18 protein-coding genes are annotated in these 19412 nt (G+C 64.9%); 12 read left to right on the top strand and 6 right to left on the bottom strand.

Annotation, left to right across the window (positions count from 1 at the left end; genetic code table 11):
• Positions 1-43: 43 nt before the first annotated feature.
• Positions 44-589 (bottom strand): single-stranded DNA-binding protein, encoded by a 546-nt coding sequence (locus ACIGJG_RS01880; RefSeq protein ID WP_011296559.1) that lies wholly within the window; start codon positions 587-589, stop codon positions 44-46.
• Between the two features lie 223 nt (positions 590-812).
• Positions 813-2063, bottom strand: a complete 1251-nt coding sequence (locus ACIGJG_RS01875) for an MFS transporter (protein WP_140949318.1) — start codon at positions 2061-2063, stop codon at positions 813-815.
• A 343-nt stretch (positions 2064-2406) separates the two neighbouring features.
• On the opposite strand from ACIGJG_RS01875, the gene uvrA reads away from it, so the two are divergent.
• Positions 2407-5271 (top strand): excinuclease ABC subunit UvrA, encoded by a 2865-nt coding sequence (uvrA, locus tag ACIGJG_RS01870; RefSeq protein ID WP_011296557.1) that lies wholly within the window; start codon positions 2407-2409, stop codon positions 5269-5271.
• A gap of 106 nt (positions 5272-5377) precedes the next feature.
• Positions 5378-5863, top strand: coding sequence for an adenosine-specific kinase (locus tag ACIGJG_RS01865; RefSeq protein WP_011296556.1), 486 nt, complete (start codon positions 5378-5380; stop codon positions 5861-5863).
• Between the two features lie 4 nt (positions 5864-5867).
• On the opposite strand, the gene ACIGJG_RS01860 is transcribed toward ACIGJG_RS01865, so the two are convergent.
• From ACIGJG_RS01860 to ACIGJG_RS01850, 3 genes are all read right to left on the bottom strand, one after another.
• Positions 5868-7559, bottom strand: a complete 1692-nt coding sequence (locus tag ACIGJG_RS01860) for a Na/Pi cotransporter family protein (RefSeq protein ID WP_011296555.1) — start codon at positions 7557-7559, stop codon at positions 5868-5870.
• Positions 7560-7698: 139 nt separating this feature from the next.
• Positions 7699-8310 (bottom strand): LysE family translocator, encoded by a 612-nt coding sequence (locus ACIGJG_RS01855; protein WP_011296554.1) that lies wholly within the window; start codon positions 8308-8310, stop codon positions 7699-7701.
• A 43-nt stretch (positions 8311-8353) separates the two neighbouring features.
• A complete protein-coding gene (locus ACIGJG_RS01850; RefSeq protein WP_041679800.1) occupies positions 8354-8926 on the bottom strand; it encodes an adenine phosphoribosyltransferase in 573 nt (190 codons plus the stop codon).
• Positions 8927-9088: 162 nt separating this feature from the next.
• Here ACIGJG_RS01850 and ACIGJG_RS01845 point away from each other — a divergent pair, with 162 nt between their 5' ends.
• Positions 9089-9667, top strand: coding sequence for a DJ-1/PfpI family protein (locus ACIGJG_RS01845; protein ID WP_011296552.1), 579 nt, complete (start codon positions 9089-9091; stop codon positions 9665-9667).
• A gap of 57 nt (positions 9668-9724) precedes the next feature.
• The gene (locus ACIGJG_RS01840) at positions 9725-10108 is read left to right on the top strand and encodes a ribbon-helix-helix domain-containing protein (protein ID WP_011296551.1); all 384 of its coding nucleotides are present in this window, start codon (positions 9725-9727) and stop codon (positions 10106-10108) included.
• 15 nt (positions 10109-10123) lie between these two features.
• On the opposite strand, the gene ACIGJG_RS01835 is transcribed toward ACIGJG_RS01840, so the two are convergent.
• Positions 10124-12103: a monovalent cation:proton antiporter family protein gene (locus ACIGJG_RS01835; RefSeq protein ID WP_011296550.1), complete on the bottom strand. Its 1980-nt coding sequence runs from the start codon at positions 12101-12103 to the stop codon at positions 10124-10126.
• A 133-nt stretch (positions 12104-12236) separates the two neighbouring features.
• On the opposite strand from ACIGJG_RS01835, the gene ACIGJG_RS01830 reads away from it, so the two are divergent.
• The 8 genes from ACIGJG_RS01830 to hprK all read left to right on the top strand — a co-directional run bounded on the left by ACIGJG_RS01830 (position 12237) and on the right by hprK (position 19298).
• The gene (locus tag ACIGJG_RS01830; RefSeq protein WP_011296549.1) at positions 12237-13220 is read left to right on the top strand and encodes a KpsF/GutQ family sugar-phosphate isomerase; all 984 of its coding nucleotides are present in this window, start codon (positions 12237-12239) and stop codon (positions 13218-13220) included.
• Positions 13221-13245: 25 nt separating this feature from the next.
• The gene (gene lptC / locus ACIGJG_RS01825) at positions 13246-13872 is read left to right on the top strand and encodes an LPS export ABC transporter periplasmic protein LptC (RefSeq protein ID WP_011296548.1); all 627 of its coding nucleotides are present in this window, start codon (positions 13246-13248) and stop codon (positions 13870-13872) included.
• Positions 13873-13958: 86 nt separating this feature from the next.
• Positions 13959-14600 (top strand): lipopolysaccharide transport periplasmic protein LptA, encoded by a 642-nt coding sequence (gene lptA / locus ACIGJG_RS01820; protein WP_483672682.1) that lies wholly within the window; start codon positions 13959-13961, stop codon positions 14598-14600.
• A 29-nt stretch (positions 14601-14629) separates the two neighbouring features.
• Positions 14630-15430, top strand: coding sequence for an LPS export ABC transporter ATP-binding protein (gene lptB / locus ACIGJG_RS01815; RefSeq protein WP_011296546.1), 801 nt, complete (start codon positions 14630-14632; stop codon positions 15428-15430).
• 101 nt (positions 15431-15531) lie between these two features.
• Positions 15532-17013: an RNA polymerase factor sigma-54 gene (locus ACIGJG_RS01810; protein WP_483672681.1), complete on the top strand. Its 1482-nt coding sequence runs from the start codon at positions 15532-15534 to the stop codon at positions 17011-17013.
• A 49-nt stretch (positions 17014-17062) separates the two neighbouring features.
• Positions 17063-17416, top strand: a complete 354-nt coding sequence (gene hpf, locus ACIGJG_RS01805) for a ribosome hibernation-promoting factor, HPF/YfiA family (protein ID WP_011296544.1) — start codon at positions 17063-17065, stop codon at positions 17414-17416.
• Positions 17417-17796: 380 nt separating this feature from the next.
• Entirely contained in the window at positions 17797-18252 is a 456-nt protein-coding gene (gene ptsN / locus ACIGJG_RS01800; RefSeq protein WP_011296543.1) for a PTS IIA-like nitrogen regulatory protein PtsN, read from the top strand.
• 74 nt (positions 18253-18326) lie between these two features.
• Positions 18327-19298 carry an HPr(Ser) kinase/phosphatase gene (gene hprK / locus ACIGJG_RS01795; RefSeq protein ID WP_011296542.1) on the top strand — a complete coding sequence of 324 codons (972 nt, stop codon included), beginning with the start codon at positions 18327-18329 and terminating at the stop codon, positions 19296-19298.
• Positions 19299-19412 lie beyond the last annotated feature (114 nt).

Raw genomic sequence — 19412 nt, 5'->3', positions numbered from 1 at the left:
CACCAGGCGGGGTTCTTCCATACCAATATCCGTTCGACCAAACTCAGAACGGAATATCGTCATCCATATCCTCAAACCCGTTCGACGGCGCCTGCTGCTGACGGCGTGCGCCGCCCTGCTGGCCACCGCCCTGACCACCGCCACCGCCTTGGCCGCGGCCACCGCCATAACCGCCACCCGACGATTCGCGGTTGTAGCCACCACCGCCGCCACCGCCGCCGTAGCCGCCTTCATCCCCGCCACCGCCGGCGCCCTGGCGTCCGCCCAGCATCTGCATCTGGTCAGCAACGATTTCGGTGCTGTACTTGTCCTGACCGCTCTGGTCCTGCCACTTGCGGGTGCGGATCTTCCCTTCGATGTAGACCGACGAACCCTTGCGCAGGTACTGGGCGGCGATTTCGGCCAGCTTGCCGAACATCGCGACGCGGTGCCACTCAGTGGCTTCCTTCATCTCGCCGGACTGCTTGTCCTTGTAGCGGTCGGTTGTCGCCAGGCGCAGGTTGGTCACTGCGTCGCCGCTCGGCATGTAGCGGGTTTCCGGGTCCGCGCCGAGATTCCCGACGAGAATGACTTTGTTGATCGATGCCATGAATGTTCTCCAAAAGCCACGCGCTGCACTGAAAAGCGTGGCATTGCTCAGTAAGTAGTAGTTTGAACCGGATTGCTGCAGGTGCGGCTACCGCATGGGTGACGACTGCAAAAACGACAACGTAAACGAATAACGCGCCCCCGGCCAGACAAGTCGGGAAGCGCGGTCATGCTAGGCCATATCCGGCCGGGATCTGTTGCAAAGTGATGCGGCTGGCGCAATTTCAGGCCGTGGACGGGGCACTGGATTGCCCCCTGGCCGGCGGCGGTTTCATGCTCCAGGCGATTATAAGCCAGACCAGAAGTACCACCGCGCACCCCACAAAAACAGCGCTGCGGCCTTCATGCTTGAGCAGCCAGCCGCCCACCACGCCGCCCAGGAACAGGCCCATCGCCTGCGTGGTGTTGTACACGCCGAGCGCCGCGCCGCGCGAAGCAGCTGCATAGCGCGAGACCAGCGAAGGCTGCATCGCCTCCAGCACGTTGAAGGCTACAAAGAAAAGCAGAAGCACACCCACGATGGGCCACAGCCCGTGCACAGCGGCGAACAGCAGCTGCACTGCCGTCATCAGGCCCACGGCACCGAGCAGTACGGGGCGCACGCGGCCATAGCGCTCCGCAGCCATCATTGGCCCGAGCATCAGTACGAATGACACCAGCACTACCGGCAGGTAGACCTTCCAGTGCTGATCCAACGGCATGCCGGCGTCGGACAGCATGGCCGGCACCACCATGAACATGGCGACCTGCGAGGCGTGCAGCGCAAGCACGCCGACGTTCAGACGGATCAGGTCGGGATTGAGCAGCACCTGGCGGAACGGCAAGCGCACCGGATGCGGCGGCGGCGGGCTAGGCACCACGAACAGCGTCACGCCGATTGCCACGAGGCCCAGTACCGACATCAGCGCGAAGATGCCCGGCATGCCGATGGCATGCAGCAGCGGCGAGGCGATCACGAGCGACAGCGCAAAAGTCAGGCCGATGCTGCCGCCGACCATGGCCATGGCCTTGGTGCGATGGCGCTCGCGCGTGAGATCTGCGATGCAGGCGGTAATGGCGGCGGAGATCGCGCCGGTACCCTGCAACGCGCGGCCCACGGTGATGCCCACCAGCGTATCGGAGAACGCGGCCACCAGGCCGCCGGCTACGAACAGCAGCAGCCCGGCCACCATGACCGGCTTGCGGCCAATGCGGTCCGACAGCCACCCGAGCGGGATGTGCAGGAAAGCCTGCATCAGGCCGTAGATGCCCATGGCCAGGCCGACGCGCTGGGCGTCATGGCCGTCGGGCAGCGCGCGTGCGTACTCGGCGAAGACCGGCAGGATCAGGAACAGGCCCAGCATGCGCAGCGCAAAAATGCTGGCCAGCGAGAGGCTCGCTCGCAACTCGGTGCGCGTCATGCGCTCGCGTTGCGGCACGGTCTTGGATTCGCCGGCAACGGCTGCATCTGGGGAAGAAGAGGGGATCGGCGACATGGCGATCGTGGAATGGGTCAGGCGGGCTGCCGGCGCAGACGGCAATGGCTGTTTCGATCGGCATCCGGGGCGGAAGTTGCCATCCCGGGCGACCAGGCAAGCGCGGCAATCGGCCCTTTGGCCCGGTTTGCTTCAGTGCGCTCCTGGCGCAGGCAACCCGGGAAACCGAAGTTCGGTATATTAACAGGTTTGCTTCTTCGCGCTTTCCGGGTCACCCGGCCTGACCATGCGGCCTAAGGATGGCGCATGAAGCACTGCATTTCAGTTTGGGATTTCCGTTAGACCGACCTGTCCATGCGCCTCGCGCCGACCGGCGGCCTGCCCGGCGACGACTTTTCGGCATATGGAAGAAATCAAGATCCGTGGGGCGCGCACCCACAACCTCAAGAACATCAATCTCGACCTGCCGCGCAACCGGCTGATCGTGATCACGGGCCTGTCGGGCTCGGGCAAGTCGTCGCTGGCGTTCGATACCCTCTACGCCGAAGGCCAGCGCCGGTACGTGGAATCGCTCTCGGCCTACGCGCGCCAGTTCCTGCAACTGATGGAAAAGCCGGACGTGGACCTGATCGAGGGCCTCTCGCCGGCCATCTCGATCGAGCAGAAGGCCACCAGCCACAACCCGCGCTCGACCGTCGGCACGGTGACCGAGATCCACGACTACCTGCGCCTGCTGTACGCGCGCGCCGGCACGCCCTACTGCCCCGACCACAACCTGCCGCTGCAGGCACAGAGCGTCTCGCAGATGGTGGACGCCGCGCTGGCGCTGCCCGAAGACACCAAGCTGATGATCCTGGCGCCGGTGGTGGCCGACCGCAAGGGCGAGCACTCCGACCTGTTCGACACCATGCAGGCGCAGGGTTTCGTGCGTTTCCGCATCCGCTCGGGCGGCGGCACCGCGCATGAAGCCGAGGCCAAGGTCTATGAAGTCGATGCGCTGCCCAAGCTGAAGAAGACGGAAAAGCACACCATCGAAGTCGTGGTCGACCGCGTCAAGGTTCGCGCGGACATCAAGCAGCGTCTGGCCGAATCGTTCGAGACCGCGCTGCGCCTGGCCGATGGCCGCGCCGTCGCGCTGGAACTCGACAGCGGCAAGGAGCACATGTTCAGCTCGCGCTTCGCGTGCCCGATCTGCTCGTACTCGCTGCAGGAACTGGAACCGCGCCTGTTCTCGTTCAACAATCCGATGGGCGCGTGCCCGAGCTGCGACGGCCTGGGCCAGATCACGTTTTTCGATCCGAAGCGTGTGGTGGCCTTCCCGAATCTGTCGCTCGCCTCTGGTGCGATCAAGGGCTGGGACCGGCGCAACCAGTTCTACTTCCAGATGCTGCAGAGCCTGGCGGCCTACTACGACTTCGACACCGAGACCGCGTTCGAAGACCTGCCGGCCAACGTCCAGCAAGTGGTGCTGCACGGCTCGGGCGAAGTCGAGATTCCGTTCACCTATATGAACGAACGCGGCCGCACCACGGTGCGCGAGCACGTGTTCGAAGGGATCATCCCGAACCTCGAACGCCGCTACCGCGAGACCGATTCGGTGGCCGTGCGCGAGGAGCTGGCCAAGTACCAGAACAACCAGCCCTGCCCCGCCTGCCAAGGCACGCGGCTGCGCACCGAGGCACGCCACGTCAAGATCGGCGAAGAGGATCAGGCTCGCGCCATTTTCGAGATCAACGGCTGGCCGCTGCGCGACACGCTGACGTATTTCCTGACGCTGGACATGCACGGCGCCAAGCGTGAAATCGGCGACAAGATCATCAAGGAAATTACCGCGCGGCTGAACTTCCTGAACAACGTGGGTCTCGATTACCTGTCGCTCGAACGCAGCGCCGATACGCTGTCGGGCGGCGAGGCGCAGCGCATCCGGCTGGCTTCGCAAATTGGCTCCGGCCTGACAGGCGTGATGTACGTGCTCGACGAGCCGTCGATCGGCCTGCACCAGCGCGACAACGATCGCCTGATCGGCACGCTCAAGCACCTGCGCGACATCGGCAACTCGGTGCTGGTAGTGGAACATGACGAGGACATGATCCGCGCGAGCGACTACGTGGTCGACATCGGCCCGGGCGCCGGCGTGCACGGCGGCATGATCGTGGCCGAGGGCACGCCAAGGCAGATCGAAGACTCGCCCGCGTCGTTGACGGGGCAGTATCTCTCCGGCCAGCGACGCATTGAAGTCCCGGGCAAGCGCGCTGCGCCCGACGATGAGCGCCTGCTGCGCATCGTCAATGCGAGCGGCAACAACCTGCGCAACGTCACGGCGGAGGTCCCGGTCGGGCTGCTGACCTGCATCACCGGCGTGTCGGGCTCGGGCAAGTCCACGCTGATCAACGACACGCTCTACCACGCGGTGGCGCGTCACTTGTACGGCTCCACGCCGGAGCCCGCCGCGCACGACCGCATCGAGGGGCTTGAGCATTTCGACAAGGTGATCAACGTCGACCAGAGCCCGATCGGCCGCACGCCGCGCTCGAACCCCGCCACGTACACAGGCCTGTTCACGCCGATCCGGGAACTGTTCGCGGGCGTGCCGTCGGCCAAGGAACGCGGCTACGATCCGGGCCGCTTCTCGTTCAACGTCAAGGGCGGGCGCTGCGAGTCCTGCCAGGGCGACGGCGTGCTCAAGGTCGAGATGCACTTCCTGCCCGACGTCTACGTGCCTTGCGACGTCTGCCACGGCAAGCGCTACAACCGCGAGACGCTCGAAGTCCTGTACAAGGGCAAGAACATCTCCGAAGTGCTGGACCTGACCGTCGAGCAGGCACATGAGTTCTTCAGCGCGGTGCCCGTCGTGCGCCGCAAGCTGCAGACGCTGCTGGATGTGGGCCTGGGCTATATCCGCCTTGGCCAGTCGGCCACCACGCTGTCGGGCGGCGAGGCGCAGCGCGTGAAGCTGTCGCTGGAGCTATCGAAGCGCGACACCGGCCGCACGCTCTACATCCTCGACGAGCCGACCACGGGCCTGCACTTTCATGACATCGAGCTGCTGCTTAAGGTCATCCACAAGCTGCGCGACCAGGGCAATACGGTGGTGATCATCGAGCACAACCTTGATGTGATCAAGACCGCGGACTGGCTGATCGATATGGGGCCCGAAGGTGGCGCTGGCGGTGGCCAGGTAATTGCGCGCGGAACGCCCGAGGATGTAGCGAAGAGCAAGGCGAGTTTTACGGGGAAATATCTCGCGCCGCTGCTCAAGCGCGCCTGAGCGCAGCAGCCCGAACGGCGCCGGCTTGCATTCGGTGCCGCACGGCCTACCATGAACGGCGAGGACGGCCACCACGGCCGTCGCCGCCTACACATGGAGGCCCGCCATGGAACTCCTGTCGGTACCGGTCACGAAGCCGGAAGCGACCAACTTCATCTTCGGCCAGTCGCACTTCATCAAGACCGTGGAGGACCTGCATGAGGTGCTGGTGGGCACCGTGCCCGGCATCCGCTTCGGGCTGGCGTTCTGCGAGGCCTCGGGCAAGCGATTGGTCCGCTGGTCAGGCACCGACGAGTCGCTGATTGACCTGGCGTGTGAAAACGCCCGCGCGGTCGGCGCGGGGCACTCCTTCTTCATCTTTCTTGGCGACGGATTCTTTCCCGTCAATGTGCTTGGCGCAGTGCGTGCCGTGCCCGAGGTCTGCCGGATCTACTGCGCCACCGCCAACCCGGCCGAGATCATCGTCGCGCAGACCGATAGCGGCCGCGCCGTGCTCGGCGTCGTAGATGGCGCATCGCCGCTCGGCATCGAGACGGATGCGGATATCAGCGAACGGCGCGAGTTGCTGAGGAAGTTCGGCTACAAACTGTAGCCGCTCACTGCCGCGCGGCGGTGCTCAACTGCTGCATGGGCGGCGTGCCGGAGGCATCGTCTTCCTTCATGCGGCTGCGGTTGAGCACGCCCGCCTGTTCGAGCACCGGATAAGCCGTCGCGCAAAACAGCGAGTTCAGGCGCTTCAGTTCGCTGATCACGTCGAGGTGCAGCGAACTGGTCTCCACGCTTTCGGCCGTCTGGATGGCCACGCGCTGCAGGTGCGTGCGCGCGTATTTCTGCTCGAGTTCGCGGAAGTTCGCCTTCTCGGCCATCAGCGTCTGTGCGCTCTTCAGGTCGCCGTTGAGAAACACCGACAGGCCGAGCCGCAGGTTCGACACGAGCCGCGCGTGCATCTCGGCAATCTCCTGCATGCCCGCTTCGGAGAACATCAGGTTGTGGGCGATCTTCTTTTCCTTGGCATCGACCAGTACGCGTTCGATGATGTCGCCCGCATGTTCGAGATTGATGGTCAGCGAGATGATCTCGGTCCAGCGCTGGCCGTCACGTTCGTCGAGCGCTTCCAGGCTGATGCGGGTCAGGTAGAGCTTGATCGCGGTGTAGAGGTCGTCGACCTCGTTGTCGATGCGGCAAGTGGCGGCAGCGAGCTTGGCATCGTTGGTGCGCAGCACGCGCAGCAGGTTGTCGAGCATCTGTTCGACGCGATCGCCGATGCGGAGCACTTCGCGCGCGGCGTTGGCCAATGCGAGCGTCGGCGTGGGCAGCGCGGCGGGGTCCAGGTGGCGCGGAGTAACCTGGCTTTCGCCGGTGTTGCGCCCGGGCAGCACCGCCTCGCAAAGACGCGCGAGCGGCGCGGTGGCGCCGAGCAACAGCACCGCGAGCGCGACATTGAACAGCAGATGGAAATTGACGATCAGGCGCTGCGGATCATGGTCGATCAGCGCGAGCAGATTCTCTGCCTCGCCAAGGAATGGCAACGCCACCACGCAGCCCAGCAGCCGCGACAGCAGGTTGCCGAGCGTCACGCGCTTGCCGGGCTGGTTGTTGCCCGAGGTCGTCAGCAATGCCGAAATGCCGGAGCCAAGGTTGGCCCCGAGCACGAGCGCCAGCGCCACATGGATCGACACCACGCCGGCCGAGGCCAGCGCCCCACAGAACAGCACTACGGCCAGGCTCGAATAGCACAGGATGGTCAGGAACGCGCCGATCAGCATGTCCAGCGCCGCATCGCCGGTCAGCGTGCCGAACAACACTTTGACGCCTGCGGCTTGCACCACAGGGCGCGTGGCGATCGAAATCAGTTCTAGCGCCAGCGTGATCAAGCCGAGGCCGATCAGCACGCGGCCGACGTGGCCGGGCTTGCTGCCCTTCCAGGTCAGATGGAGGATCACGCCGAGAAAGATCAGCAGCGGCGACAGCCACGACAGGTCCAGCGAAAAGACCTGCACCATGACAGCGGTGCCTACGTTGGCGCCGAGCATGATGGCCAGCGCCGGCGCCACGGCGATCAGGCCCTGTCCGACGAAAGAACTGACGATGACCGCGGTGGCGTTGCTGCTCTGGACGAGTCCCGTGACGCCAAGCCCGGCAAGGAAGGCGGTGAACCGGTTGGCGACGCTGGTCGAGAGTACGTGACGGAGATTGGCACCGTAGACGCGCAGGATGCCGACTTTGACGATGTTCGTGCCCCAGACAAGAAGGGCCACGCCGGAAAGAAGATGCAGAAGTACGCCCATTGCGCGTCCCTGTGTGACCGGTGACGAACACAGCTCGGAGGCTCCGCCCGGTCATCATGTTGTTGTCAATGGGCCATTATGCGCCCCGCATGTAACCGGGGCAACGCCAAGGGGCGCGGGCAGCACGCCCGCGCAGCGCTCAGGGAAGCGCCACCTTGATGCCGAGGCCGACGAAGATCGCGCCGGCCGCGCGGTCAAGCCAGCGCCCCGTGGTCGGCCGCTTGCGCAGCCATGCGCCGAGCCAGCCCGCGCACAGGCCGAACAGCGAGAACACCACGGCCGTCTGCAGCATGAACACCAGGCCCAGCAGCACGAACTGCAAGGCCGGGTGCGTGGCATCGGCATGCACGAACTGCGGCAGGAACACGAGGAAGAACAGCGTGACCTTGGGGTTCATCATGTTGCCGAGCACGCTCTGCCGGAACACCTTGCCAAGCGGCACCGCGGCCACGTCGGCGCCCTGTGCGAGTCCGCCCTTCGCACGCAGCGCCTGGATGCCGATCCAGATCAGGTAAGCCGCGCCGGCGTACTTGATCAGCTGGAACGCCAGCGGCGACGAGCGCAGCACCGCCGCGAGCCCGACCGCGGCAATCATCGTATGGAACAGGCAGCCGACGGCAAACCCGAGTGCTGCCACCACGCCTGCGCGGCGCCCCTGTGCCATGCCGCGCGCCAGCACTTGCAGGTTGTCCGGGCCGGGGGCCAGGGTGATGGCGATCGAGGTCACAAGGAACAGCAGCAGGTCGGGCATGAAAATCTCCGTCGGAAAGGATCAGGCAGCGCGCACGGGCATATTAGTGGCCATCGAACCGGCACACCGTGAACAGAGGCAAACCCGCATTCTGCAGCAGCTTCGAACCGCCCAGTTCGGGCAGGTCGACGATCGCCGCGCCTTCCACCACGGTGGCGCCCAGGCGCTCGAGCAGCTTGCGGCCGGCCATCATGGTGCCGCCGGTGGCGATCAGGTCGTCGATCAGCAGCACGCGGTCGCCGGGCTTGCAGGCGTCGGCGTGGATCTCGACCGTGGCGCTGCCGTATTCGAGCTCGTATTCCTCGGCCACGGTCTGGAATGGCAGCTTGCCCTTCTTGCGGATCGGCACGAAGCCGAGGTTCAGTTCGTACGCGACGATCGCGCCGAGAATGAAACCGCGCGCGTCGATGCCCGCGACCAGGTCGAGCTGCGCGTCCATGTAGCGGTGCACGAAGACGTCGATCAGCACGCGCAGCGTCTTGGGGTTCTGCAGCAGCGGCGTGATGTCGCGGAACTGCACGCCGGGCATGGGCCAGTCCGGCACGGTACGGATGCGGTCGCGCAGGTATCCGGTGACATCGCCGAGATCGGGGGACTGGATGAGGGAATCTGCCATGGAAATCTTGAAATGAAGGTTGCGCCACGCGCCGGCACATCGCATTGGCTGCGGTAACCGGCTACCACCCGGGCCGCGCGGGCCGCACGCAAAATGGCCCTGCCGGTGCCGCGCCTGGCCCGACGGGCCGGCCGGGCACCCGTAACCATACAGGAGACCGCGATGGCAAAGAAGATTCTGATGCTGGCAGGCGACTTCGCCGAAGACTACGAAACCATGGTTCCGTTCCAGGCGCTGCAGATGGTGGGCCACACCGTGCATGCGGTGTGCCCGGACAAGAAAGCAGGCGACAACTGCGCCACGGCCATCCACGACTTCGAAGGCGACCAGACCTACACCGAAAAGCGCGGCCACAATTTCACGCTGAACGCCACATTCGCCGAGGTCGACCCGGCCGCCTACGACGCGCTGGTCATCCCTGGCGGTCGCGCCCCGGAGTACCTGCGCCTGAATGCCCGAGTGCTGGAGATCGTGCAGCACTTTGCCAGCAACAACAAGCCGATCGCGGCGGTGTGCCACGGCGCCCAGTTGCTGGCCGCTGCCGGCGTGCTCGAAGGGCGGACCTGTTCGGCCTACCCCGCCTGTGCACCGGAAGTGAAGCTTGCGGGCGGCAAGTACGCCGATATCCCGGTCGACCAGGCCCACACCGACGGCAATCTCGTGACGGCGCCGGCGTGGCCCGCACATCCCGCATGGCTGGCCCAGTTCCTTGCCGTGCTGGGGACGCGGATCGTACATTAGAGGCTTCCGAACGCGGCGCGGCCGTTCCTGGCAGGCGCCGACAGCACGGGGGTTCCCATGTGTGAGATCTTCATCCGCGCTAATCCGCAGTCCTACGAGTGCCAGGCGCGGTCGCTGCGGCTGCATGGCGTTGCCACCAGCATCCGCCTCGAAAACCTGTTCTGGGAAGTACTCGAGGAACTCGCGCAACGCGACGGCATGACCGTCAACCAGCTCATCACGCGGCTGCATGACGAGCTCACCGTACATCGCGGCGACGCGGCCGTCGCTGGCAACTTCTCGTCTTTCCTCCGTGTGTGCTGCCTGCGCTACCTGATGCTGCAAGGCAAGGGGCGCATTCCCGCGGATACCAGCGTCGCGATCCGCTCTCTCGACGCCCGGTCTGTGCTGGACAACCTGCCGGCGTCGTGGGCGGAAGCGCCAGCCGGAGCGGCGCACTAGGGGACTCCAGCCAGATCAGTCGCTCAGGATCCGCGTCTCCGCCGCCTCCAGTGCCTCCGGCGTGCCACGCAGCACGATGATGTCGCCGACTTCGAGGATGGTGTCGGGCTCCGGATCGAAGGCGCGGATGCCACGGCGGCGAACGGCCGTGACTTCGGCGCCGATTCGCTCCAACCCCAACGCGCCCAAGCGGCGGCCGACGGCCGTCGCGGCCGGCTCGAGCGACACCGAATGCAGCCGCACGCTATCGCGCTCGACCATGTCCTCTTCATCGTCGCGGCCGTGAAAGTAGCCGCGCAGCAGGCTGTAGCGCGCATCGCGTGCTTCCTGCACGCCACGCAACACGTGACGCATGGGCACCCCGAGCAGCACCAGCGCATGCGAAGCCAGCATCAGGCTGCCCTCGATGATTTCCGGCACGACTTCGGTGGCACCCGCTTTCTGCAACGTGTCGAGTTCAGAATCGTCGACCGTGCGTACGATCACCGGCAACGCCGGCGCCAACTCCTGCACATGGTGCAGCACCTTGAGCGCTGACGGCGTGTTGGCATAGGTGATGATGACGGCGGCGGCGCGGTGGATACCGGCGGCAATCAGCGCCTCGCGACGCCCAGCGTCACCGTAGACCACGGTATCGCCCGCCGCGGCGGCATCGCGCACGCGGTCCGGATCAAGGTCGAGCGCCACGTAAGTGATGCTCTCGCGCTCGAGCATATGCGCCAGGTTCTGGCCGCTGCGCCCGTAACCGCAGATGATCGCGTGCTTCTCGGTCTGCAGGCTCTGCGCGGCGATACGCGTCATGTTCAGCGACTGCATCAGCCATTCGTTCGCCGCAAAGCGCAGCACAATGGCATCGCTGTACTGGATCAGGAACGGCGCGGCCAGCATCGAGAGCAGCATCGACGCCAGGATCACCTGGATCAGCACCGGGTCCACCAGGTTGAGGCCGTCAATCTGGTTGAGCAGCACGAAGCCGAATTCGCCGGCCTGCGCGAGCCCCAGGCCCGTGCGGATGGCCACGCCCTGGCGCGAGCCGAACAGGCGCGCCAGTACGGAGATCAGCAGCAGCTTGAACAGGATCGGCACCCCCAGCAGCACCAGCACCAGCCAGATGTGCTCGATCACCACCTGGATGTTGAGCAGCATGCCAATGGTCACGAAGAACAGCCCGAGCAGCACGTCGCGGAAGGGCTTGATGTCCTCTTCCACCTGGTGCCGGTAGGGCGTTTCCGAAATCAGCATGCCGGCCATGAACGCGCCCAGCGCCATCGACAGGCCCAGCCGCTCGGTCAGCGCAGCCATGCCAAGCGTGACCAGCAGCAGGTTCAGCATGAACAGTTCCTGCGAGCGCCGCGCCGCCACCACGTGGAACCAGCGGCTCATCAGGCGCTGTCCGAGGAAGAAGATCACACCGAGCGCCACCGCGATCTTCGCCGTGGCCATGCCGAGTGCAACCATCAGGTCACCGGGGTCGCGCGACAGCGCCGGGATCACGATCAGCAGCGGCACCACGGCCAGGTCCTGGAACAGCAACACGCTGATGATGTTGCGGCCATGCTCGCTTTCCAGCTCCACGCGCTCGGACAGCATCTTCGACACGATGGCCGTCGACGACATGGCCAGTGCCCCGCCAAGCGCCACGGAAGCCTGCCAGGACAACGGAAACAGCCAGTTGAACAGCCAGCTCGCCGGCACCACGGCCAGCATCGACAATACGACCTGCGAGCCGCCCAGCCCGAACACGAGCCGTTTCATGGCGCGAAGCTTGCTCAGGCTGAATTCCAGGCCAATCGAAAACATCAGGAAGACCACGCCGAACTCGGCCAGGTACTTGGTCTGGGCCGTGTCGCTGGCCAGGCCCAGCGCATGCGGGCCGATCAGGATGCCGACCGCCAGGTAGCCGAGCATGGGCGGCAGCTGGAGCATGCGGAACGCGACCACGCCGAATACGGCGGCAGCCAGCAGCACCAGGGTCAGTTCCAGCGGAGAATGCATCAGGCGGCTCAGGAAGAACCGTCAGGGCTGGCCGGCTGCGCCCCGGCACGGGCCCTGCCGGCGGAACACGGCAAGCGCGGCGCTTGCCGGGACGGCCCGGGCGTCGCCGCATTCGTTGGTATACTTCGACGCCATGATAGCCAATTTCGATGCGGATCGAGCACTCCGGCTCGCCCAAAGTACCCTCCAGATTGAAGCCGAAGCGGTCGCCGCACTTTCGGGGCGCCTGACCCCGGACTTCTCGCACGCGGTGCAGCTCGTCCTGCAGTGCACGGGACGCGTCGTGGTGTCGGGCATCGGCAAGTCAGGCCATATCGGCCGCAAGGTCGCGGCGACGCTGGCCTCGACCGGCACGCCGGCCTTCTTTGTCCATCCGGCCGAAGCCAGCCACGGCGACCTCGGCATGGTCACGCGCGATGACGTCCTGATCGCATTCTCCAATTCCGGGGAAACCGGCGAGCTGCTGTCGATCATCCCGATCGTCAAGCGCATCGGCGCGCGGCTGATCTCGGTCACCGGCAACCCGGAATCGAACCTGGCCAAGCTCGCAGACGCCCATCTCGATGCCGGCGTGGAAAAGGAAGCCTGCCCGCTGAACCTGGCGCCAACGGCCAGCACCACGGCGGCGCTGGCACTCGGCGACGCGCTCGCGGTCGCGGTGCTCGATGCGCGCGGCTTCGGCGAGGAAGACTTCGCGCGCTCGCACCCGGGCGGCGCGCTCGGCCGCAAGCTGCTGACCCACGTGCGCGATGTGATGCGCAGCGGCAATGCGGTGCCGGAGGTCCGCGAAAACACGCCGCTGGCCCAGGCGCTCATGGAAATCACGCGCAAGGGCATGGCCATGACCGCCGTGGTCGACTCTGACGGCAAGGCCATCGGCGTCTTCACCGACGGCGACCTGCGCCGCCTGCTGGAAACCCCGCGCGACTGGAAGACCGTGCCGATCGGCGATGTGATGCACCACAACCCGCACGTGGTGCACGAAGACCAGTTGGCCGTCGAAGCCGTGCAGGTCATGGAAGCCAACCGCATCAACCAGTTGCTGGTGGTCGACCATGACGGGCGCCTGGTGGGCGCGCTGCACATCCACGACCTGACCCGCGCCAAGGTCATCTGATCCACGGCGCGCACGCAAAGAGACCATGCAGGCCCTCCTGTCCTCCCTCACCGGGATCGTCTTGCGCCTGCTGCCATTGCTGCTGATGGCAGTGGTGGCAGGCAGCACGTTCTGGCTGGTGCAGATCAATTCGCAGCAGGAAGGCACCAAGGCGCCTGTCGTCCGCAAGCACGAGGCCGACTACTACATTGAGCGGTTCTCGGCCACCGAGCTGGCGCAGGACGGCGGCACCAAGGTGCGGTTCACCGGCGACAAGATGGTCCACTTCGACGACGACCAGACCTACGAAGTGACCCGTCCCGCCATGCGCGCCTATCAGCCTAACCGGCCGCCGGTGTCCGCGCGTGCCGACCTCGGCCGCATGAACGCCGAAGGCTCGGTCATCGACCTGTATGGCAATGGCTTCGTCGAACGCCAGCAGGGAGCGGATGCGGCCAAGGACCCGCTGCTGACGGCGGCGTCGAGCTACTTCCAGGTGCTGCTCAACGATGACATCGTCAAGACCGACAAGGCCGTCAAGCTCACGCGCGGCCCGTCGGTCATGACCGCCAACGGCCTGATCTTCAACAACGTTACCCGCGAAGTACAATTGCTGGGTAACGTACGGGGCACCATCATTACCGGTGCACCTGCCCGGACTCCGGGATCCTGACAACAACAGCCGCCCGCGCGCGACGGGGCGGCACCGCGGACCCGAGGTTCGCGCGAATTTCCGCCTTCCTGCGACCCTTTGCCAACATGATTGCCTCCCTGTCGACCTTGTCCCGCCGGCGCGCCGCCCCGGTGCTGCTGGCCGCAGCCGCCGTGCTTGCCGCGCTGGCGCCGCCGGCCGCCCATGCCGAACGCGCGGACCGGGACAAGCCACTGGTACTGGAAGCCGATAACGCCAGCTACGACGACGTCAAGCAGATCTACACGCTGACCGGCAATGTGGTCCTGACCAAGGGCACCATGGTGCTGAAGTCCGACGCCGCCGAGATCCGCACCGACCCCGAGGGCTACCAGTACGCGGTGGCCACGGCCAAGGGCGGCAAGCAGGCGTATATCCGCCAGAAGCGTGACGGCGTCGACGAGTACATGGACGGCTGGGGCGATCGCATCGAGTACGACGGCAAGCAGGAGCTGTCCAAGCTGATCGGCCACGCACGCATGGCGCGCCTGCAAGGTGCCAAGCTCGTCGACGAGATCCGCGGCGCGGTGCTGACCTATGACAGCCGCAATGAGTTCTATACCGCGGCCGGCGGGGGTGACAACACCTCGGCCGGCAACCCGTCTGGACGCGTGCGCGCGGTGCTCTCGCCGCGCCAGGAAGCGAGTGGTGCGGCCGCTGCCGCGCCGCTCGACCTGAAGCCGGCGCCCGCGCCGTCCAGCAAGCCCTGAATCCCGCGCGCGAGCGCACGACCGCCATCATGACCGATACCGCAACACTCGCCCCCACGCCCGCTTCCGCCGCCAACGACGTCCGTGCCGAGAGCAGCACGATGGTCGTGCGCCACCTGAAGAAGCGCTACGGGACGCGTACGGTGGTCAAGGACGTGTCGCTCGACGTGAAAAGCGGCGAGGTCGTGGGCCTGCTGGGTCCGAATGGCGCCGGCAAGACCACGTCGTTCTACATGATCGTCGGCCTGGTGGCGCTCGACGAGGGCGATATCGTGCTCGACGGGCAGCACATCAGCGGCCTGGCCATCCACGAACGCGCGCGCATGGGGCTTTCCTACCTGCCGCAGGAAGCGTCGGTGTTCCGCAAGCTGAATGTCGAAGAGAACATCCGCGCGGTGCTGGAGCTCCAGGTCGTGAACGGCAAGCCGCTGCCAAAGGCCGAGATCGACGCGCGGCTCGATACGCTGCTGGACGACCTGCAGATCGCCCACTTGCGCAACAACCCGGCGCTTTCGCTGTCGGGCGGCGAACGCCGCCGCGTTGAAATTGCGCGCGCGCTGGCATCGTCGCCGCGCTTCATCCTGCTGGACGAACCGTTCGCCGGCGTGGACCCGATCGCGGTCGGCGAAATCCAGCGCATCGTCAGCTTCCTGAAGGCACGCAATATCGGCGTGCTTATCACCGACCACAACGTGCGCGAGACGCTCGGCATCTGCGACCACGCGTACATCATCAGCGAAGGCACCGTGCTCGCGGCGGGCCAGCCTGAAGACATCATCGCGAACGAATCGGTGCGGCGCGTCTACCTGGGCGAGAATTTCCGCATGTGAAGCGGGGGTGGCACGCGGCCACCGGGAAAGAGACGATCAGGCGACACATGCGATAGCAATTTCCGTTCCAACATCGGAAAGATGCGCATAAAATAGGTCGCATGAAACCGTCGCTCCAGCTCCGCCTTTCGCAGCATCTGGCACTCACGCCGCAACTGCAGCAGTCGATCCGACTGCTGCAACTCTCAACGCTGGAACTGCAACAGGAAGTCGAGCAGGCGCTCACGGAGAACCCGCTGCTGGAGCGCGAAAACGACTGGATCGAAAGTCCGCTGCGCGTAGCGGCAGATGGCTCGGTCAACCTGCAAAGTGCCCCGGCTCCCGCTCCTGCCGAACCGCAGGGCAATGGCGAAGCGAATGCCGACAGCGCACGCGGCAGCGATGACGAGAACTACACCGACAGCGGCGGTGACGACTACGGCAGCGACTGGAGCCTCGACGATTTCGCGCGGCGCCCCCAGGGCGAGGACGACGAAAAGACGCCCATGCAGCTGCGCGATGCCGAGCCCACGCTGCGCGAACATCTGATGGAACAGCTCACGCCGCTGAAGATTTCGCTGCGCGACAAGGGGCTGGCGATCTTCCTGATCGAATCGCTCGATGACGACGGCTACCTGAGCACGTCGCTCGACGAGATCTGCTCGGAACTGCCCGAGGAACTCGAATTCGAAGTCGACGAAGTCCAGGCCATGCTCACGCTGCTGCAGAGCTTCGACCCGGCGGGCGTGGGCGCGCGCAATGCAGCCGAATGCCTGAGCCTGCAATTGCGCCGGCTGCAGCACCCGCAGCGCGAACTGGCGCTGTCGATCGTCCAGCATCATCTTGAATTGCTTGCGGTGCGCGACTACACGCGCCTGAAAAAAGCGCTGCAGGTGGACGAAGCGGCGCTAAAAGCCGCGCATGAACTGATCCGTTCGCTCGCGCCGTATCCCGGGCATGCGTACAGCCGGCCTGAAGCGGATTTCGTAGTGCCCGACGTGTTCGTGCGCAAGAGCGGCAGCGGCTGGATTGCACAGCTGAACCCGGATGTGATGCCCCGCCTGCGCATCAACGACATGTACGCGCAGATCCTGCGCGGAGCGAAGGGGGAATCCGGCGCTGCCGGGCTGCAGCAAAAGCTGCAGGAGGCACGTTGGCTGATCAAAAATATTCAGCAAAGGTTCGACACAATCCTGCGAGTTTCACAGGCAATTGTCGAACGTCAGAAGAACTTTTTCACGCACGGCGAAATCGCGATGCGCCCCTTGGTTTTGCGGGAGATTGCCGATACACTGGGATTACACGAGTCAACCATATCCCGGGTGACGACCAATAAATACATGGCAACGCCGATGGGTACTTTCGAACTGAAGTACTTCTTCGGTAGCCACGTGTCCACCGAAACCGGTGGCGCGGCTTCATCAACGGCGATCCGCGCCTTGATCAAGCAACTTATAGGAGCCGAAGACCCGAGGAGTCCTCTTTCCGACAGCCGAATTGCCGAATTGCTGGGTGAACAAGGCTTCGTTGTCGCGCGCCGTACCGTCGCCAAGTATCGCGAAGCCCTGAAGATCCCCGCTGTCAATCTCCGCAAGACTTTGTAGCCGAGTTGCACCGCCTGCCTGGTGCAGCTCTTTCAGAAGGAGAAGCGCTATGAACTTCAAGATCAGTGGACACCACCTGGACATCACGCCTCCGCTGCGTGAGTACGTGGAAACGAAGCTGGAGCGTATCGTCAGGCATTTCGATCAAGTCATTGGCGTTAGCGTGCTACTTTCAGTCGATAACCATAAGGAAAAGGACAGGCGGCAGTACGCGGAAATCAATCTGCACCTTCGGGGCAAGGACATCTTTGTTGAAGCCCATCACGAAGACCTGTATGCGGCCATCGACGCACTTGTCGACAAGCTGGACCGCCAGGTGCTTCGCTACAAGGATCGCGTGCAAGGCCACGACCGCGAAGCGGTCAAGTACCAGATGGCCGAAGCGCAACTACAGCAGCAATGATCATGCCTGCCGGTCGTAAGGCTGGCCGCTGAAAGGGACTGAGAAAAGCAAGCCGCGCCATGTAGCGCGGCTTTTTTGCGTCTGTTGGCGGCCATCCTGTGCAGGTTACTGGCATAGGTGTTCGCAACTGACGCGGCGCGGTGTATGCTCTCTAAGACATAGCCGGTAGCGACTCCTGTGCGCGCGCCCTATCCCGGTGCGGCGGCACGAGCACGGCACAGGGATACACAAGGCCCGACGCTGCGTTGCACAAGTCAGGGGAGACGCTGCTCTATAATGGCCAAACGCCTGGCAAACCATGGTATCGCCATAAAGCGGCCCGCAGCCTTGCACGGCCGAGCAGTCCCATCTGCCTGCTAACTGAAATCCTCGCATCGCCCATGAATCGTTTGGCCAAACTGCTGCCACCCGGCAACATCAACCTCGACGTCAGCGTCACCAGCAAGAAGCGTGTCTTCGAGCAAGCCGGGCTCCTCTTCGAGAACAACCATGGCGTGGCGCGGGCGACCGTGACCGACAACCTGTTTGCGCGCGAGTCGCTCGGTTCGACCGGCCTTGGCGCAGGCGTGGCCATTCCGCATGGGCGCATCAAGGGACTGAAGCAGCCGTTGGCCGCGTTCATGCGGTTGGCCGAGCCGATCCCTTTCGAATCACCCGACGGCAAACCCGTTTCGCTGCTGATCTTCCTGCTGGTGCCGGAACAGGCCACGCAGCAGCATCTCGAGATCCTCTCGGAAATCGCGCAGTTGCTGTCCGATCGCGACATGCGCGAAGGCCTCGCAACGCTGGCCACACCCGAAGAAGTGCATCAGCTACTGACACAGTGGCATCCCTGACCCTTCCCCTGGGCTGGCAACAGACCGGACGACCCTAAAGCCCGGCACTGCCCCCGCCCCGAAAGTCATACCGCATGGAACTCACCGGCGTCACCTCGCAGTCGATCTTCGACGACAACGCAGCCGACATCAAACTCTCGTGGGTGGCTGGCCTGGAAGGTGCGGACCGCGCCTTCGACGTGGAGTTTGCCCGCGAGGCCACCTCGGCCGCGGACCTCGTCGGCCACCTGAACCTGATCCACCCGAACCGGATCCAGGTCCTCGGCAAGCCCGAAATCACGTACTACCAGCGCCTGGACGACGAAACCCGCAAGCGCCAGATGGGCGAGCTGATCCTGCTGGAGCCGCCGTTCCTCGTTGTGGCCGACGGCATGGAGCCGCCGCCGGACCTGGAACTGCGCTGCACGCGTTCATCCACGCCACTGTTCACCACGCCGGTGTCGTCCGCAGCGGTAATCGACCACCTGCGGTTGTACCTGTCGCGCATTTCCGCGCCGCGCGTGACCATGCACGGCGTGTTTCTCGACATTCTCGGCATGGGCGTGCTGATCATGGGCGAGTCGGGCCTGGGCAAGAGCGAACTGGGCCTGGAACTGATTTCGCGCGGCCACGGACTGGTAGCCGACGATGCCGTGGATTTCGTGCGCCTTGGGCCGGATTTCATCGAAGGACGCTGCCCGCCGCTGCTCCAGAACCTGCTGGAAGTGCGCGGCCTGGGCCTGCTCGACATCAAGACCATCTTCGGTGAAACCGCCGTGCGTCGGAAAATGAAGATGAAGCTGGTCGTGCAGCTTGTGCGCCGCAACGACGGCGAATTCGAACGTCTGCCGCTCGATTCGCAGTACCTCGACGTACTTGGCCTGCCGATCCACATGGTCAAGATCCAGGTCGCGGCCGGCCGAAACCTCGCCGTGCTGGTCGAGGCTGCCGTGCGCAACACGATCCTGCGCCTGCGCGGCATCGACACGCTGCGCGACTTCATGGACCGCCAGCGCGCTGCCATGCAGGCCGACGCAGTTTCGCGCGGCCAGGGCCGCCTGCTCTGACCCGGCATCGCGACTCGCTTTCAATTGCTTACATCGACGTTGGCAAATCGGTCAACGCGGTGGGTACATGCTTCGTTTTGTGCTGTAATGGGCATCGAGCCCAGTCCGGAGCCG

The sequence above is a fragment of the Cupriavidus sp. C1SS-2L genome (assembly GCF_057073735.1).
This window is presented reverse-complemented; position numbering and strand designations above follow the sequence as displayed.

Excerpts from the sequence above, each read along its gene's own strand:
- ACIGJG_RS01880 (WP_011296559.1), bottom strand. The coding sequence starts at position 589 with ATGGCATCGATCAACAAAGTCATTCTCGTCGGGAATCTCGGCGCGGAC.
- ACIGJG_RS01875 (WP_140949318.1), bottom strand. The coding sequence starts at position 2,063 with ATGTCGCCGATCCCCTCTTCTTCCCCAGATGCAGCCGTTGCCGGCGAA.
- uvrA (WP_011296557.1), top strand. The coding sequence starts at position 2,407 with ATGGAAGAAATCAAGATCCGTGGGGCGCGCACCCACAACCTCAAGAAC.
- ACIGJG_RS01865 (WP_011296556.1), top strand. The coding sequence starts at position 5,378 with ATGGAACTCCTGTCGGTACCGGTCACGAAGCCGGAAGCGACCAACTTC.
- ACIGJG_RS01860 (WP_011296555.1), bottom strand. The coding sequence starts at position 7,559 with ATGGGCGTACTTCTGCATCTTCTTTCCGGCGTGGCCCTTCTTGTCTGG.
- ACIGJG_RS01855 (WP_011296554.1), bottom strand. The coding sequence starts at position 8,310 with ATGCCCGACCTGCTGCTGTTCCTTGTGACCTCGATCGCCATCACCCTG.
- ACIGJG_RS01850 (WP_041679800.1), bottom strand. The coding sequence starts at position 8,926 with ATGGCAGATTCCCTCATCCAGTCCCCCGATCTCGGCGATGTCACCGGA.
- ACIGJG_RS01845 (WP_011296552.1), top strand. The coding sequence starts at position 9,089 with ATGGCAAAGAAGATTCTGATGCTGGCAGGCGACTTCGCCGAAGACTAC.
- ACIGJG_RS01840 (WP_011296551.1), top strand. The coding sequence starts at position 9,725 with ATGTGTGAGATCTTCATCCGCGCTAATCCGCAGTCCTACGAGTGCCAG.
- ACIGJG_RS01835 (WP_011296550.1), bottom strand. The coding sequence starts at position 12,103 with ATGCATTCTCCGCTGGAACTGACCCTGGTGCTGCTGGCTGCCGCCGTA.
- ACIGJG_RS01830 (WP_011296549.1), top strand. The coding sequence starts at position 12,237 with ATGATAGCCAATTTCGATGCGGATCGAGCACTCCGGCTCGCCCAAAGT.
- lptC (WP_011296548.1), top strand. The coding sequence starts at position 13,246 with ATGCAGGCCCTCCTGTCCTCCCTCACCGGGATCGTCTTGCGCCTGCTG.
- lptA (WP_483672682.1), top strand. The coding sequence starts at position 13,959 with ATGATTGCCTCCCTGTCGACCTTGTCCCGCCGGCGCGCCGCCCCGGTG.
- lptB (WP_011296546.1), top strand. The coding sequence starts at position 14,630 with ATGACCGATACCGCAACACTCGCCCCCACGCCCGCTTCCGCCGCCAAC.
- ACIGJG_RS01810 (WP_483672681.1), top strand. The coding sequence starts at position 15,532 with ATGAAACCGTCGCTCCAGCTCCGCCTTTCGCAGCATCTGGCACTCACG.
- hpf (WP_011296544.1), top strand. The coding sequence starts at position 17,063 with ATGAACTTCAAGATCAGTGGACACCACCTGGACATCACGCCTCCGCTG.
- ptsN (WP_011296543.1), top strand. The coding sequence starts at position 17,797 with ATGAATCGTTTGGCCAAACTGCTGCCACCCGGCAACATCAACCTCGAC.
- hprK (WP_011296542.1), top strand. The coding sequence starts at position 18,327 with ATGGAACTCACCGGCGTCACCTCGCAGTCGATCTTCGACGACAACGCA.